19 protein-coding genes are annotated in these 14,038 nt (G+C 65.4%); 6 read left to right on the forward strand and 13 right to left on the reverse strand.

What is annotated here, in order from left to right:
• Nucleotides 1-97 precede the first annotated feature (97 nt).
• A complete protein-coding gene (gene folP, locus HMP06_RS14980; protein ID WP_176497792.1) occupies nucleotides 98-1,165 on the forward strand; it encodes a dihydropteroate synthase in 1,068 nt (355 codons plus the stop codon).
• A gap of 4 nt (nucleotides 1,166-1,169) precedes the next feature.
• On the opposite strand, the gene HMP06_RS14985 is transcribed toward folP, so the two are convergent.
• Nucleotides 1,170-1,724: a hypothetical protein gene (locus tag HMP06_RS14985; RefSeq protein ID WP_176497793.1), complete on the reverse strand. Its 555-nt coding sequence runs from the start codon at nucleotides 1,722-1,724 to the stop codon at nucleotides 1,170-1,172.
• Nucleotides 1,725-1,783: 59 nt separating this feature from the next.
• Nucleotides 1,784-3,208: a sigma-54-dependent transcriptional regulator gene (locus tag HMP06_RS14990; protein WP_176497794.1), complete on the reverse strand. Its 1,425-nt coding sequence runs from the start codon at nucleotides 3,206-3,208 to the stop codon at nucleotides 1,784-1,786.
• A gap of 199 nt (nucleotides 3,209-3,407) precedes the next feature.
• Between HMP06_RS14990 and HMP06_RS14995 the strand changes: the two genes are divergently transcribed.
• The 5 genes from HMP06_RS14995 (at nucleotide 3,408) to HMP06_RS15015 (ending at nucleotide 7,932) form a co-directional block, all read left to right on the forward strand.
• A complete protein-coding gene (locus tag HMP06_RS14995; protein ID WP_176497795.1) occupies nucleotides 3,408-3,536 on the forward strand; it encodes an aa3-type cytochrome c oxidase subunit IV in 129 nt (42 codons plus the stop codon).
• 1 nt (nucleotide 3,537) lies between these two features.
• On the forward strand, nucleotides 3,538-4,659 hold the full coding sequence (locus HMP06_RS15000; protein WP_176497796.1) for an NAD(P) transhydrogenase subunit alpha: 1,122 nt from the start codon (nucleotides 3,538-3,540) through the stop codon (nucleotides 4,657-4,659).
• A 132-nt stretch (nucleotides 4,660-4,791) separates the two neighbouring features.
• Entirely contained in the window at nucleotides 4,792-5,100 is a 309-nt protein-coding gene (locus HMP06_RS15005) for a proton-translocating transhydrogenase family protein (RefSeq protein ID WP_176497797.1), read from the forward strand.
• A gap of 108 nt (nucleotides 5,101-5,208) precedes the next feature.
• Nucleotides 5,209-6,669 (forward strand): NAD(P)(+) transhydrogenase (Re/Si-specific) subunit beta, encoded by a 1,461-nt coding sequence (locus HMP06_RS15010; protein ID WP_232089977.1) that lies wholly within the window; start codon nucleotides 5,209-5,211, stop codon nucleotides 6,667-6,669.
• 291 nt (nucleotides 6,670-6,960) lie between these two features.
• Entirely contained in the window at nucleotides 6,961-7,932 is a 972-nt protein-coding gene (locus HMP06_RS15015; protein ID WP_176498582.1) for a hypothetical protein, read from the forward strand.
• 153 nt (nucleotides 7,933-8,085) lie between these two features.
• On the opposite strand, the gene HMP06_RS15020 is transcribed toward HMP06_RS15015, so the two are convergent.
• The 11 genes from HMP06_RS15020 to HMP06_RS15070 all read right to left on the reverse strand — a co-directional run bounded on the left by HMP06_RS15020 (nucleotide 8,086) and on the right by HMP06_RS15070 (nucleotide 14,031).
• Nucleotides 8,086-9,180, reverse strand: a complete 1,095-nt coding sequence (locus tag HMP06_RS15020; protein WP_176497799.1) for a tyrosine-type recombinase/integrase — start codon at nucleotides 9,178-9,180, stop codon at nucleotides 8,086-8,088.
• Nucleotides 9,072-9,359 carry a helix-turn-helix domain-containing protein gene (locus HMP06_RS18090; protein ID WP_176497800.1) on the reverse strand — a complete coding sequence of 96 codons (288 nt, stop codon included), beginning with the start codon at nucleotides 9,357-9,359 and terminating at the stop codon, nucleotides 9,072-9,074. Before HMP06_RS18090 ends, HMP06_RS15020 begins: the two co-directional genes overlap by 109 nt.
• Nucleotides 9,359-9,568: a hypothetical protein gene (locus tag HMP06_RS15030; protein ID WP_176497801.1), complete on the reverse strand. Its 210-nt coding sequence runs from the start codon at nucleotides 9,566-9,568 to the stop codon at nucleotides 9,359-9,361. Before HMP06_RS15030 ends, HMP06_RS18090 begins: the two co-directional genes overlap by 1 nt.
• A gap of 140 nt (nucleotides 9,569-9,708) precedes the next feature.
• Nucleotides 9,709-10,416: a hypothetical protein gene (locus HMP06_RS15035; protein WP_176497802.1), complete on the reverse strand. Its 708-nt coding sequence runs from the start codon at nucleotides 10,414-10,416 to the stop codon at nucleotides 9,709-9,711.
• A complete protein-coding gene (locus tag HMP06_RS15040; protein ID WP_176497803.1) occupies nucleotides 10,413-11,663 on the reverse strand; it encodes a hypothetical protein in 1,251 nt (416 codons plus the stop codon). The genes HMP06_RS15035 and HMP06_RS15040 overlap by 4 nt, the downstream gene beginning before the upstream one ends.
• On the reverse strand, nucleotides 11,660-11,932 hold the full coding sequence (locus HMP06_RS15045) for a hypothetical protein (protein ID WP_176497804.1): 273 nt from the start codon (nucleotides 11,930-11,932) through the stop codon (nucleotides 11,660-11,662). The genes HMP06_RS15040 and HMP06_RS15045 overlap by 4 nt, the downstream gene beginning before the upstream one ends.
• A complete protein-coding gene (locus HMP06_RS15050) occupies nucleotides 11,929-12,198 on the reverse strand; it encodes a hypothetical protein (RefSeq protein ID WP_176497805.1) in 270 nt (89 codons plus the stop codon). Before HMP06_RS15050 ends, HMP06_RS15045 begins: the two co-directional genes overlap by 4 nt.
• Nucleotides 12,195-12,668, reverse strand: a complete 474-nt coding sequence (locus HMP06_RS15055; protein ID WP_176497806.1) for a hypothetical protein — start codon at nucleotides 12,666-12,668, stop codon at nucleotides 12,195-12,197. The genes HMP06_RS15050 and HMP06_RS15055 overlap by 4 nt, the downstream gene beginning before the upstream one ends.
• Nucleotides 12,665-12,955, reverse strand: coding sequence for a hypothetical protein (locus HMP06_RS15060; RefSeq protein WP_176497807.1), 291 nt, complete (start codon nucleotides 12,953-12,955; stop codon nucleotides 12,665-12,667). Before HMP06_RS15060 ends, HMP06_RS15055 begins: the two co-directional genes overlap by 4 nt.
• Nucleotides 12,956-13,249: 294 nt before the next feature.
• Nucleotides 13,250-13,627: a DUF2312 domain-containing protein gene (locus HMP06_RS18095; protein ID WP_443026487.1), complete on the reverse strand. Its 378-nt coding sequence runs from the start codon at nucleotides 13,625-13,627 to the stop codon at nucleotides 13,250-13,252.
• Nucleotides 13,624-14,031: a hypothetical protein gene (locus HMP06_RS15070; protein WP_176497808.1), complete on the reverse strand. Its 408-nt coding sequence runs from the start codon at nucleotides 14,029-14,031 to the stop codon at nucleotides 13,624-13,626. The genes HMP06_RS18095 and HMP06_RS15070 overlap by 4 nt, the downstream gene beginning before the upstream one ends.
• Nucleotides 14,032-14,038: the final 7 nt, after the last annotated feature.

Consider the following 14,038-nt stretch of genomic DNA (forward strand, 5'->3'; position numbering starts at 1 on the left):
TCATGCCGGACTTGTTCCGGCATCCGCTGTGCCGCAAAGCACATCGCGCGGGGATCGCACCACGGTGGACCCCGGAACAAGTCCGGGGTGACGCATAATGACTCTCCACCTCCGCCCGATCCAGTTCGTCGACACCCCCATCGGTCGCGATGGAGAAGTCGCTCGGTTGGCGGGCGGGATGCTGTGGTTCTCTGCCTATGAAGTGATCGAGGACGACCGGCGGCGCACCGTCGCGATCGCCGACCTCGACGCGCTGCTCACCGACGAACGCGCGGCCCGGCTCCACGCCGCTATCACCGCCCCGCTCGCCCCGCTCGCCCCGCTGGTGCTGGGGGAGCGGACGCTGCGTTTCGACCAGCCGAGCGTCGCGGGCATCCTCAACGTCACGCCCGACAGTTTCTCCGACGGCGGCACACTGCACGAGGATCCGGCGTCGGCCGCGAGTGCCGGGGTCGCGCTTGCGGCGGCGGGGGCGGCGATGATCGATGTCGGCGGCGAATCGACCCGGCCTGGTGCCGCCACCGTGTGGGAAGGCGACGAGATTAGCCGCGTCGTCCCCGTGATCGAACGGCTCGCGCGCAGCGGCACGCTCGTCTCGATCGACACGCGCAAGGCCGCGGTGATGGAGGCCGCGCTGGCGGCGGGGGCAGCGATCGTTAACGACGTCTCGGCCTTGCTGTGGGATGATCGCGCGCTGGAGGTGGTGGCGAAGGCCGGCTGCCCGGTCGTGCTGATGCACTCGCCCGAGCCGAGCAAAGGGCCGCATGGTGGCTCGGGCTATCAGGATGTCGTGGTCGAGGTGTTCGACTGGCTCGAGGACCGCATCGCGGCGGTGGTCGCGGGCGGCGTCGATCGCGCACGGATCATCGTCGATCCCGGCATCGGCTTCGGCAAATCGCTGTCGGACAATCTCGCGCTCATCAACGGCCTGGCGATGTTCCACGGCCTCGGCTGCCCGATCCTGCTTGGCGCGAGCCGCAAGCGGATGATCGGCGCGCTGTCGAACGAAGCACCGGTCGGGGAGCGGCTCGGCGGGTCGGTCGCGCTAGCACTGGCCGGAGTGGCGGCGGGGGTACAGATGCTCCGGGTTCACGATGTTGCGGAAACGGTGCAGGCGGTGCGCGTGTGGCGGGGCTTGCGCGATCGCGCGCTGGTCGGGCGCTGACGGCTCAGCCGGGCAAGCGATAGTCGGCCGGCACGACGTAACCGAACGACAACATCACGCGGGCACGGTCGCCCTCGCACGGCTCCGACCAATGCTGGCGCTCGCTCGGGTAGAAAGCGAGCAGCATCCGCTCGCTGACGTCGATCGGCACGCCCGCGATCACCGGGCGACCACCCGCTTCGGGCAGTTGCAGGAACAGGTTGCAGCGCAAATGGCGCGTTCCCGGCGGCGTCGAATCGATATGCGGATGGACTTGGCCGCCTGCCTTGATGATGCTCACCAGCCAGCCATGATCGGGCTCGGGCGTGCTATCGTCGGGCAAGCCCATATGCCGCTGAATCGCCAGCCGAACGGCGTGATAGCGCGCGTCGACGGTCGGGATAAACTCGGTCTTCTTGCACAGCCGCGCCGGACCATTCTCGCGCAGATATGGCTCGGTCGAAAGCGCCCAGTCGAGCAGGTGCAGGCGGTCCTCCTCGGCGATGAAGCCGGGCAGCAGAATGCGCTCGTCCGGGCGGACCAGCCGTTGCGCTGCCTTCAACAGTGTCGCGTGGTCCATACTGCCTCCTCGCCGCCGAACCTTTCCGTCGGCGGCAAGGGCAAGTCAATCGGCCACGCTTACGCCGCAGCGTTGTCGATCCCCAGCTCGCCGAGCTTGCGATACAGCGTCGAGCGCCCGATCCCCAGCCGCCGCGCAACCTCGGTCATGCGCCCGCGATAATGGCCGATCGCGAGGCGGATGACATCGGCCTCGATCTCCTCCAGCGCGCGTAGATTTCCGTCGGCATGGAACAGCGTGACGCCGCCGCTGGTCGCCATCGGCATGGGGGTTGGCGTGGTATGGCGCTGCCCGCCAAGGGCTGCGATCTGCGGGAAATCGGTGCGGGTCAGCGCGGCCCCGTCGCACAGCACGGCGGCGCGGAAGAGCGCGTTTTGAAGCTGCCGCACGTTCCCCGGCCAATCGTAATGGCCGAGCAAAGCCAGTGCATCGTCGGTAATGCCGAGCGGCCGCAACCCCGGCTGCTGCGCGATGCGCGCGAGCAAATGGCGTGCGAGCGCCGGAATATCGCCGGTGCGTTCGCGAAGCGGCGGAATGGTGACCTGCACGACGTTGAGCCGATAGTAGAGGTCCTCGCGGAAACGCCCGGCTTCGACTTCCTCGATCAGCCGCTTGTTGGTTGCCGCGATGACACGGACATCGACTTCGCGGGTGTGGCGCGCGCCGATCGGCTGGATCTCTCCCGATTGCAGCACGCGCAGCAATTTGACTTGCGCGTCGAGCGGCATCTCGCCGATCTCGTCGAGGAACAGCGTGCCGCCATCGGCTTCCTGAAAGCGCCCGATCTTGCGTTCGAACGCGCCGGTGAACGCGCCCTTCTCATGCCCGAACAGCTCGGATTCGACGAGGTTGGGCGGCAACGCGCCGCAATTGACCGCGACCATCGCCTTCTTGCCGCGCGGGGAGGCGGCGTGGATCGCCTCGGCGACGACTTCCTTGCCGACGCCGCTTTCGCCTTCCAGCAGCACCGGAACGCGGGCGCGCGCCGCCTTAGCGGCGATCGCGAGCGCGGCACGGAAATCGGGCGCCGAGCCGACGATCTCGTCGAACGCGAGCAGCGCCGGGATCTTCTCCGTCAGCGGGCGCAACTCGCCCGCCGATTTGCCCGCGACCGCCGCGTCGAGCGCACTCAGCAGTCGTTCGGGGGCGAGCGGCTTGACCAGGAAATCGGTCGCGCCACTGCGCATCGCGGTGACGGCTTGCGCGACCGACCCGTTGGCGGTCAGCAACAACAGCGGCAGCGCGGGGCGGCGGCTGCGCAGTTCGGCGATCAGCACGGTGGGGTCGGCGTCGGGTGCCCATTGATCGAGCAATACCGCGTCGAGCTGCATCCCGTCCTGCGTGCCGAGCATCGCAATCGCCATCTCGCCATCGGCGGCGAAGATCGCGCGCCAGCCGCGCCGCGCCGCGATCGCCGCGACCAGACGGCGCTGCGCTGGTTCGTCATCGATCAACATCAGCAGGCGCTGTCCGTTACGCGTCATCCGCCATCCCATTTCGTCCCAGGTTCAGCCGCTAACCATAGGCATAAGGTATGAAAGCGGGCTTAAACGCCCCGCAACGAGACAGCAGGGACAGAAAGATGGATCACACCCCGATTCGTGCCGCCGCAATCGCGGGGGTTGAGGGGCGCGCGCGTGACCGCTAAGCAGAGACTGAAACATGCATTCGAGGGATGAGACAATGGCTGCTGAAAAAGACATTCAGGTCCACCAGGCGACCTATCACAAGGTCATCGGCTGGATGAAATACGGCGCGATCATCGTTGCGATCGTGGCCGCCGCCGTGATTTTCCTGATCACGCGGAAGTAGGATGAAGATCGCCGTCCTGCGCGAAACCGCCGAGGGCGAACGCCGCGTCGCCGCGACACCGGAAACGGTGAAGAAGTTCATTGGCCTCGGCGCGACCGTCGCGGTCGAGGCGGGTGCGGGTGAGACGGCGTCGATCGCCGATGCGGATTATGCGGCGGCGGGCGCGACCATGGCGGATCGCGCGGGCGTGCTGTCGGGCGCGGAGATCGTGCTCGGCGTGCAGGGGCCGGATGCGGCCGCGCTGGCCGGCGTCGCGCCGGGGGCATGGCTGGTCGCCGCGCTCAACCCGTTCGCGGATCGCGCGCGGATCGATGGCTATGCCGCTGCGGGCCTTGAGGCGCTGGCGATGGAATTCATGCCGCGCATCACGCGGGCGCAATCGATGGACATCCTGTCGTCGCAGTCGAACCTTTCCGGGTATAAGGCGGTGCTCGATGCGGCAGCGACCTATGGCCGCGCCTTCCCGATGATGATGACGGCGGCGGGCACGGTTTCGGCGGCGCGCGTGTTCGTAATGGGCGTTGGCGTTGCCGGGCTGCAGGCGATCGCCACCGCACGGCGATTGGGCGCGCAGGTCTCGGCGACCGACGTGCGCTCGGCGACCAAGGAGCAGATCCAGTCGCTCGGCGCGAAGCCAATCTTCGTCGAGAACGTGGCTGGCATCGAGGGCGAAGGCTCGGGCGGCTATGCCGGCGAAATGAGCCCCCAATATCAGGCCGCGCAGGCCGAACTGGTCTCGGGCCATATCGCCAAGCAGGACATCGTCATCACGACCGCGCTGATCCCCGGCCGCCCCGCCCCGCGCCTTATCTCGGCGGCGCAGGTCGCCAGCATGAAGCCCGGCTCGGTGATCGTCGATCTTGCGGTCGAGGCTGGCGGCAACGTCGAGGGTGCGGTCGCGGGTGAGATCGTCGTGGTGAATGGCGTGTCGATCGTCGGCCATCGCAACGTGCCGAGCCGCCTCGCGGCGGATGCGAGCGCGCTGTTCAGCCGCAACCTGTTCAACTTCCTCAGCGCCTTTTGGGACAAGGAAGCCGGCAAGCCCGTGCTCGACGCCGAGATCGGCGACGCGATCCGGCTGACGCAGGGTGGCAAGGTCGTCAACGCGCGGTTGTTGGGGTGAGCGCGCTGTCCTACATCGCGGCTGATCGGTATCGTGCCGCTGGTCTGCCAAATGACGTGGGGCCGACGTCCAACGACATGCGCGATAGTGCGACTCTTGTGACTTTAAGCGACTTGGTCGGAGACTGACGGCATGGACTTCATCTCGATCCTTTCCATCTTCGTGATGGCCTGCTTCGTCGGCTATTATGTCGTCTGGTCGGTGACGCCCGCGTTGCACACGCCGTTGATGGCGGTGACCAATGCGATTTCCTCGGTCATCATCGTCGGTGCGCTGATCGCCAGTGCGGCGATCGGGATCGGCAGCGGGGGTGCGGTGTCGAAATGGCTCGGGCTGCTCGCGGTGGTGCTGGCGAGCGTCAATATCTTCGGCGGCTTTGCGGTCACCGCGCGGATGCTGGCGATGTACAAGAAAAAAGCGCCGACGGCGGCGAAACACTAATTTCGTCACCCCGGCCTGCTGCCGGGGTCCACTCATCCACTGACGCTGGGGCTAATGGCGCGGTGGACCCCGGAACAAGTCCGGGGTGACGGTAAGGGGTTGAAGACTTTGGAACATGTGACGGCAAATCCCTGGGCATCGCTCGCGTATCTCGTCGCGGGGGTATGCTTCATTCTCGCGCTGCGGGGCCTGTCGAGCCCGGCGACGAGCCAGCGCGGCAACCGCATGGGCATCATCGGCATGACCATCGCGGTGGTGACGACGCTGGTGACGCATGTGCCCTCTCAGGTTGTTCAGACTGGAGGCTTTCCGCCGGAGGCAGCCCTTTTAGACGTCGTCACGATCATCGAGATCCTTGCCGCGATCGGCATCGGTGCCGCGATCGGCCTCGTCACCGCGCGGAAAATCGCGATGACCGACATGCCGCAGCTCGTCGCCGCGTTCCACTCGCTGGTCGGCATGGCGGCGGTGCTCGTCGCGGCGGCGGCGTTCCTCAATCCAGAGGCGTTCGGCATCGCCGAGAATGGCGTCATCTTCGTGCAGAGCCGGATCGAAATGGGCTTGGGTATCGCGATCGGTGCGATCACCTTTAGCGGCTCGGTCATCGCCTTCCTGAAACTCAACGGCAATATGGGCGGTAAGCCAATCATGCTGCCGGGCCGCCACATCATCAATCTCGGCGTGCTGGCGGCGATCCTCGGTCTGGTCGCCTATTTCACGCAGGACCAGAGCCCGTGGATCTTCTGGACGATCACCGCGCTGAGCTTCGTCATCGGCTTCCTGCTGATCATCCCGATCGGCGGGGCAGACATGCCGGTCGTGGTGTCGATGCTTAACAGCTATTCGGGCTGGGCGGCCGCGGCGATGGGCTTCACCCTTCACAACACCGCGATGATCATCACCGGCGCGCTGGTCGGCTCGTCGGGCGCGATCCTCAGCTACATCATGTGCAAGGCGATGAACCGCAGCTTCATCTCGGTGATCGCGGGCGGCTTCGGCGGCGATGCGGGGCCGAGCAGCGGCGAAGCCAAGGAACAGCGCCCGTGGAAGCGCGGCAGCGCCGAGGACGCCGCGTTCCTGCTGGGGCAAGCCGAACAGGTCATCATCGTCCCCGGCTACGGCATGGCGGTTTCGCAAGCTCAGCACACGCTGCGCGAAATGGGCGACAAGTTGAAGGCGCACGGCGTCCGCGTGAAATATGCGATCCACCCGGTTGCGGGGCGTATGCCGGGGCATATGAACGTGCTGCTCGCCGAGGCGAACGTGCCGTATGATGACGTGTTCGAGCTGGAGGACATCAACAGCGAATTCGCGCAAACCGACATCGCTTTCGTCATCGGCGCGAACGACGTCACCAATCCGGCGGCCAAGACCGACAAGACCTCGCCGATCTACGGCATGCCCGTGCTCGACGTCGAAAAGGCCAAGACGGTCTTGTTCATCAAACGCTCGATGGGGGGCGTCGGTTATGCGGGCGTCGACAACGACGTGTTCTACATGGACAATACGATGATGCTGCTCGGGGATGCCAAGAAGATGGTCGAGGAAATCGTCAAGTCGTTGGATTGATCCAGGGGGTTGATCCAGGGGGTTGATCCAGGGGATTGATCCAGCGGAGTGATCTGGGGGATCGATCCGCCCGATCCCGTCAAAGTGGCGCGAAGAAAGCATCGTCCGCCTGTGCGATACGAATGATACGCACAGCGAATGCCACCATTTCGGACCAATTCAGGTCGTAGCGCGCGGGGCGGTCCCGGATTGCCGCCGAAGCGGCGGTATTTTGACTGTTCCGATTTGGCGTAATGCGTAATTTCCATGTTCGCGCCGGGGCAAGTGGGGCCGGTCGAAGGGGAAGCCATGATGGATAAGGCTAGCGGCGCGGCAGTGCAGGGTTGGGGCAGCGGAACGTCGGCGATGACACCGGCAGCGCTCGTCATCGCCGAAAGCGAAATGGGGGACGGGCCCAAACATGCCGTCATGGCGGCGGGCGGACAGGTTCGTGGGCGGGTGCGCTGGCGTGAAGCGGCCGAGCGGCTCGATCGGCAGGGTCCGCTGGCCGTCGTGCTCGCCGAGGCACGCGGTGCCGCCGATGCGGACATCGCCCCGGTGCTGCCGATGCTCGATGCGATCGGTCGACGCGGGGATGCGCGGATCGTGGTCACGCTTGATTTCGAACAGATCGATCTCCTCACCGCGACCCTGGCCGGACCTGGCGTCGAATTGTTGTGCGCGCCAAGCGATATCGAACGAATCGCGGCCTTGTGCATCGCGGGGATGCGCAGCAACGACCGTGTTCACGACGTCGGCCGCAGCGCAGAGGCGGTGCGCTTGCAGCGTCTGAACGCGGAAGTGGCGCGGATCGCCGAGACGCTTGCGCGGCTCACCCGCGGTGACGGCGATTTGCGCTATGCGGACCGTCGCGGCGGTGCGGTCGGCGAACCGACCCACAGCTATCGCGCGCCGCCGCCCGCCGCCGATGCGCCGGAGGTGACCGCGCGCGACATTCGCGAGACGATTCGCGCCCGCCGCCTGCGTGACCAATATTTCGGGAACGGCCTGTTCGAGGACCCGGCCTGGGACATGCTGCTCGATCTGTTCGCGGCCGAATTGGAGCGTGCGCAAGTCTCGGTCTCGAGCCTGTGTATCGCCGCCGCGGTCGCGCCGACCACGGCGCTGCGCTGGATCGCGCGGATGACCGAGGCCGGGTTGTTCGAGCGACAGCCCGATCCGTTCGATCGCCGCCGCGCTTTTCTGGGCCTGTCCGACCGGGCCAGCCCGGGCATGCGCAACTATATCGCCGCCGTCGGGCGGGGCGGCGTCGTCATGGTATAGGCCATCGCTACGCCGGTTCGGCGACGCGCAGGGTTGCCCCGACGGAAAAGCGCGCTAAGAGGCAGCGTCCCGAGCACGGGGGCGATTAGCTCAGTTGGTAGAGCGTCTCGTTTACACCGCGGGGACCTGCGGTATCTTAAAGTCCTGGTTTAGCTAGACTTTACGGACGTGCGAGGGCTTCACTTCGGGAATACTGCGGGACTCGCTCGCATCGAGCGCACTGCGCACGTCATCATCGGTCGCGTGGGCATAGCGCAGGGTGGTCTTGATAGACCGGTGCTTGAGCGCTTCCTTGGCGACGGCGAGGTTGCCGGTCGCGCGCAGGATCCTGGTACCGCGGGTATGGCGTAGATCGTGGAAGCGGAAATTCTCGACGCCGGCGGCTTCCTTGGCAGCGACCCAAGGCTTGCGCAGCACGCTTTCCGTCATAGGGTAGCGCTGCCCCTTGATCCGGATAGGTTGGTTGCGGCCGAGCGCATCGACGAACCCCGGCCTGGTCCGCACTGCGATATATGTGAACACGTTTGGGATTAGGTCCACACGCGGCTGGTTCGCGATGATGATGATCATCTCCTGGGTGAGCGGGCGCTTGACGACGTCGCCGCCCTTGATCCGGGTCACGGCCGAGGCATTGGCCATGTCGAGATCCACCCAGCGCAAGCCGATCACCTCGCTCAGGCGCCAGCCGGTCTTCAACGCGAAAGAGCAGAAGTCGAACAGGTCGCGTCGGATTTCGCCGAACAGCTTGTGCTCCTCGATCGCGCTTAGCTCGCGCGGGTCGGTTCGCACGACTTTTAAGAACAGCGCTCCCCAATTTGGCATTTCACCAACGTCATACCGGGCTTTGTCGGCCCAGCGCCAGATTGCACGCCAGACTTCGATCTCGCGATTGACCGACGCGTTCGCACGGCCCGCCCGGCGCTTTGCGACCAACGATAGCAAGTCGCGCTGGTTGATCTCAGAGAGCAGGTTGGCGTTGCCGATCCCAGCGAGTAACGCCTTGATCGTCCGTTCGGTATCTATCCAGCTCGGCGTTTCGCCAACCTTATCCTCATAGAGGCCGCACGCCTCATCCAAGGTAATAGGGGGGCGGGCTTCGCCGCCATGCCTCGCTTTGGCGCGCTCAATGTCCTGATGCCTCAGCGCATCCCGCTTGTTCTTAGCCCCCGTCGACCCGTAAAAGCGACGACCTTTCCAGACGAAATCGTAGTGGAAATACGGCGAGTCTTTTTTCTTGTAGACGGACATTCAGGGGCCTTCCGGGCGCGGCTGGCGATGAACTCGTCACAGTCCTCGGGCCGGTATCGAATCGTGCGGTCGGTGATCGCGACATAGCGAATGTGCCCCTCGCGGCGCAGTTGGCGCAAGGTCTTGGTAGAGACGTGGATTCGCGCGGCCGCTTCCGGAGGGGTCAAGAGCGTCGTCATCACTGGTCGAACAGGTCGCCAATCGCGCACATGGCGCGGGTGCGGGCCATGATGCCGGCGCGACGCATCGGCGCGTCATACCGGTTGTGGCAGCGCTGGCAGGCATGGAACATGCGGGCGATGCTCGTCTCCTCCAGCGGCACGCCATGTTCGTGCGCGAGCGTCAGCACGACTGTCGAGCCGGTGTCTGGGTGCGGTTGGCTATTCACAGCCTCGCACCGTCCGCCACGGTGCTCCAGGCCGCACTTCCCGTCGCATTCGCAGCGTCCCCCGCTGCGCTGGGCGGCGAGGGCAACCATGAATTTCCATTGGCGGGGATAGCGGGCGCGGTTTTCCGGACGGATGGGCATTACGCGGCCATTTCCAGCGGGAGCTGCGCGTCCGTTGCGAGCTTAGGCCGAGGCGGGATCCAGAACGTGCGCGCATGGTTGAGCCTAGGCGCTTGCAGATCCCACACGACCCACATGTAATCGACCTTGCCACGCTTCCATGCCAACCGCTCGCCCAGCTCCTCAATCTTGTCGCCAGGCGGCATCGAGGGCCGCTCCGACAGGATGTAAATGCTTGGCGGGAAGTCCTGGAACAACCGCACGCGACCAGCGCTGGCCAGCCACTTGACCGGCAGCAGCACCGCGACTTTGTGCGTGGCGATCGCCAACGCTTTGCGGACGAATTTCTCGGCCAGGCCGCGCACGAGCTTGCCATCCTGGCAGCTAAAGGGCGGGTTCATGACGATCGACAGCGGATGCCAATGCTCGATCAGCAACATCTGATCGCCGATGAAATCATGCTCGTTCAGGAATAGCGGGCTGTTCGTTCGCTGAAACTTGTCGGTTCCGAACGCCATGAAGCCTCGGTCGGTTAGCGCCTGCGGGATGGTGCAGTTACCGCACGTCGGATCGATATAATGGACATGGCGCTCGAGCTCGACGACATCGCAGAGCCGGTGTGTCACCCAGGCTTGCTCGACGTACCAATCCCAAGGGTGGCGGTCGACCTTCTTCGCCGTCCGTTTCCCCTCCGCCGGCGTCGCGCCGCTTAGCTCGGCCGCGCTCATAGCGCCCCCGTGGCGATCCCGCCTAGCGTCATTGCTGGATCCGGGCGACGCATGATGAGCTTCTCGCTGATCGTGACCTCGCCCCGCGCTATGCGGGCTAGCTGTTCTTCGAACGACTTCGGCCGGGTACGCTCGATCGCGTGGGCGATGGCTTCGGCGTGCTGTTCTTGCGCGATGCGCTCGATCAGGATGCATTTGGCCTCGTCTTGGCCATGGACATGCACCAATTGGCGGAATTCCTGCATTCGGCCGTTGGGAAGCCAGTTAGCCTCGGCTGCGCGCGCGCGTTGCGCCGCTGTGCGGCCGAGCCGGATCGGCGCGGGCAGGGTGCGACCCTCTGCCGCAAGCTCGGCGCGCAGCGCATCGCGGATCTTATAGGCCCCGCAGCTACCGATCCCGATCGCCTTTGCCGCGTGCGCGACGGGTTCGCCCGCGATCAGCCGGGTGCGAAGACCGGCGATCGACGCCTCGGGAATATGGTGCGGCGAGTATTTCGCTGCGCCGAGCCGCTTGCCGGATCGATCGCAGCCGGGAAGCGCTTCGCCTTTGCGCGCCAACCGCGCGACCAGGGCGCGTCGAATATTCTTGACGCTGGGTTTGGAGACGCGTGTCATCCGCGAGACGATCGTCGTGCCGAAACCCTTCAGAAACGCTTCCTCGACCGCGCGTCGGGTCGCCTTGGGCAGCCGCACGCCCGAATATTGCTCGCCAGCGCCGGGGGGCGGCAGGAGAGCCTTGTCGCGGCTGGCAAGATCGACATTGTAGCGACGCCGTTCCTCGGCCACCCGCGCCGCGCTGATCCCCAGGCGAAGCTGGATATCGACGGCCTTCAGGCCCTTTTTCAGCATGTACCGGAGCCGCTCCTTCGTTTCCTCGGTCAAGCGGCCGCTCGCATCGCGCTCACCCGGGCGGTAACCGCGACGCGGGCACAGCGCGATCAGGATGGCATTGGTGGTCGCGGTCGGCGTGCAGCGGACATCGCGGGCAATCGCCGTGAAAGCCATGCCCTGTTCGTACAGTGCGATTGCGCGCTCAAGCCGTTCGCCCTGCAGCACGAGCTTCGGTGCCTCGTTTACGACCGGCGAGCGAAGGCCGAGCTTGTGAGCCTTCTGCTCGATCGCGTGCTGGCCACGATCGGGGAGCGCATCGGCTGCGCCAGCCATGCCTTCGCGCGGATAGATATCGGCGAGGATGGCCAGTTCCTGATTGGTCCAGGGCGGTGCTTTGGTAGCAGTGCGGCGCTTCATGCGACCCAACCTTCAATGAATGCTGCCAGCGAGGTCTTGAGGTTTGCGAATAGCGCGCGGTCCTCAGCTTCGATCAGCGCCTCATCTCCAGGCGTGTCGATCTCCAGCGCCAGCTTGAGCGCTTCGGCAAGCAAGCCGGTCACGTTCTCTGCAAAGGGAATGCGCGTGCTATACTGGCCTTCGCGTGCGAATCGTAGCAGCTCTGCCGTCGCCTCTGTCGCTTGGGATGCGGCAAGGATCGCCGCCGCTTCAACGGTAAGGTGGCTCACGATTGGGTCTCCCGAATTTTTTGGATTTCGTGGCGCGCGCGCCAGGCGAGGCGGACGGCCTGCTCGATCGCTGCGCAGAATTGGTTGCCCCCGTTGGGGTAGAGCTTCGCCAGGTGCCGAACGATCGCCTCAACCGTTTCCGGCATCGGGGCCGCGCCTTCCTCGACAGCCGTGAAGTCGATCGCGTCGATCAGGTCGCGAAGCGCGGCCGGGTAGATCGACTTGCCGGTACGCCGCGATGATATGAGCACGAGATTGGCGCTCATGGCTTCGACCTGCCCGATGGGCCGGAAAGGAGGAGCGTTTGCGGGCGGCTGTCGGCGTATTCCAGCGCGATTGGCGCAGCGACGCGTTCATAGACAGTTGCGCCGTCCGCCATCACGATATTGGCGAGAAACGCTTCCTCGAAGGTCTCGACTTCGCTTTCTACACTCTCGAGCTTGGCCTTGATGACCAACAGGAGTGCCCGGCCCCGTTGCCGTTGCAGGGCGTCACGCTTGGCAATGAGCTCAGCGGTCGTTCTACGGCGACCATCGCCCCGAACCTCGGGAACATCATTGATCTGCGGGAGTGCGACGCGGAAGCGTACATGCCGGCCGGCCAGATCGAACGCGACGGTAAATCGATCAGGTTCGTCATATTGCGCGACCCGCTCTGCGCCTGCTTTTTTAACAAGGCTGATGATTTCGGCGATCGACCGTTCGACTGGAACGGTCGTATTTTCAGCATAGCTCATGTGTCGGTCCTTTCGCCAAGCATGCGTTGGTGGAGTTCGAACACGCGCTCGGCCGACAGGCGGGGGAGCGCGGCATCGAGGGCGGTGATCGCGGGGCGGATGTTGAGGAACTCGGCCGCGCGACGGCGCAGAGCGTTCCAATCCTTGGTGCGACGCTCGTGCTTCGCCGCCGCGATGCCGACGCGGATTTCACCGGGGAGCTTGCGGTAGCAACCCTCGCACAGCCGCTGCCAGCCTCTGCGGGGTTGGCCGCAATGCGGGACGTCGCAGGTGAGGCGGCGCTTCATGGCATCATGCCCAAGGCAGCGGCGATCGCGGGAGTGTAGCCGGCGAGATCGATCAGCAGCGCGCCGGTTCCGCCCGCGGCGAGCAACACGACCCAGTGCCAGGCGACGCTCGGCTCCTCCTGGTAGGCATCTGGGCGACAGCATCTGCCCCGGCAAGACTTGCTGTGAATAGGGTTTTGGGAACGGGACATCAGCTCCTCCGGTTCATGGTGGCGATGAAGGCGACGAAGAGGATCGGGGCGAGCAGGAGAGCGGCGATCGCGAGCAGGGCCGCGCGGAAGGGGCGGGGCGGCGTCATGCGAGGCCCAGCGCGATCTTGTAGGTTTCGAGGATGCTCTCGAACTCGTCGCGGTGATGCTTCTCTTGCTTGCGCAAGCCGAGAATGGCGCGCACGCCTTTGACGTCGAAGCCGACGCCCTTGGCCTCGACGAAGACGTCCGCCCGGTCGGCCTGCATCCCTGAAATTTCCTCGTCGATCCGCTCGATCCGCTCGATCAGCAGGCGAAGCTGCTCGGCCGCGCTCTCGCCGTTGGTCACGATCGGATCGGGCGGACGAACCGCCTTCTTCTTGCCCTTGCCGCCCACGACGACGGGGACGAACGGGGTGGGGACGTGGCGGAAGCCGCCATTGCCGTCGGGGACGGCGCGCATTGTCATTGCGGTCGCGGTCATGATGCAAACTCGGCGCACCGCGTGCACTTCGTGGTGCTCGCCCATCCGCACGTTCCTTGCTCATGATGGCAGGGATCCCATTCGCTGCAGCCGCACGAGCGGCAGACGGTCGGATGGCGATCGGCAGGTTCGTCGGCGAGCTGGCGATAGACCGCCAGATCGAGCGGATAGGCACGCTGCAACGCCTCGATCGTTTCGGGAAAGCGCGCGCGGCAGCCGGGGGCCTCCAGCATCGCGACCAAGGCCACGGCCTCGGCATGATCCTTTGGCGACGGCGCAATCAACCGTGCGACCTCGACGATCGAGAGGCCCGCGGCGCGACGGCGAAGATTTAGATATTCGTCGGGCTTCAGCGGGGGCGGCTGAAGTGCCGCGGCAGCGGGAAAGATGGGTGCGTGCAACATCGGTCGG

The sequence above is a fragment of the Sphingomonas sp. HMP6 genome (genome assembly GCF_013374095.1).
Lineage (GTDB): Bacteria > Pseudomonadota > Alphaproteobacteria > Sphingomonadales > Sphingomonadaceae > Sphingomonas.

Coding starts and splice junctions, on each gene's coding strand:
- folP (WP_176497792.1), top strand. CDS start 98: ATGACTCTCCACCTCCGCCCGATCCAGTTCGTCGACACCCCCATCGGT.
- HMP06_RS14985 (WP_176497793.1), bottom strand. CDS start 1,724: ATGGACCACGCGACACTGTTGAAGGCAGCGCAACGGCTGGTCCGCCCG.
- HMP06_RS14990 (WP_176497794.1), bottom strand. CDS start 3,208: ATGACGCGTAACGGACAGCGCCTGCTGATGTTGATCGATGACGAACCA.
- HMP06_RS14995 (WP_176497795.1), top strand. CDS start 3,408: ATGGCTGCTGAAAAAGACATTCAGGTCCACCAGGCGACCTATCACAAG.
- HMP06_RS15000 (WP_176497796.1), top strand. CDS start 3,538: ATGAAGATCGCCGTCCTGCGCGAAACCGCCGAGGGCGAACGCCGCGTC.
- HMP06_RS15005 (WP_176497797.1), top strand. CDS start 4,792: ATGGACTTCATCTCGATCCTTTCCATCTTCGTGATGGCCTGCTTCGTC.
- HMP06_RS15015 (WP_176498582.1), top strand. CDS start 6,961: ATGGATAAGGCTAGCGGCGCGGCAGTGCAGGGTTGGGGCAGCGGAACG.
- HMP06_RS15020 (WP_176497799.1), bottom strand. CDS start 9,180: ATGTCCGTCTACAAGAAAAAAGACTCGCCGTATTTCCACTACGATTTC.
- HMP06_RS18090 (WP_176497800.1), bottom strand. CDS start 9,359: ATGACGACGCTCTTGACCCCTCCGGAAGCGGCCGCGCGAATCCACGTC.
- HMP06_RS15035 (WP_176497802.1), bottom strand. CDS start 10,416: ATGAGCGCGGCCGAGCTAAGCGGCGCGACGCCGGCGGAGGGGAAACGG.
- HMP06_RS15040 (WP_176497803.1), bottom strand. CDS start 11,663: ATGAAGCGCCGCACTGCTACCAAAGCACCGCCCTGGACCAATCAGGAA.
- HMP06_RS15050 (WP_176497805.1), bottom strand. CDS start 12,198: ATGAGCGCCAATCTCGTGCTCATATCATCGCGGCGTACCGGCAAGTCG.
- HMP06_RS15055 (WP_176497806.1), bottom strand. CDS start 12,668: ATGAGCTATGCTGAAAATACGACCGTTCCAGTCGAACGGTCGATCGCC.
- HMP06_RS15060 (WP_176497807.1), bottom strand. CDS start 12,955: ATGAAGCGCCGCCTCACCTGCGACGTCCCGCATTGCGGCCAACCCCGC.
- HMP06_RS18095 (WP_443026487.1), bottom strand. CDS start 13,627: ATGACCGCGACCGCAATGACAATGCGCGCCGTCCCCGACGGCAATGGC.
- HMP06_RS15070 (WP_176497808.1), bottom strand. CDS start 14,031: ATGTTGCACGCACCCATCTTTCCCGCTGCCGCGGCACTTCAGCCGCCC.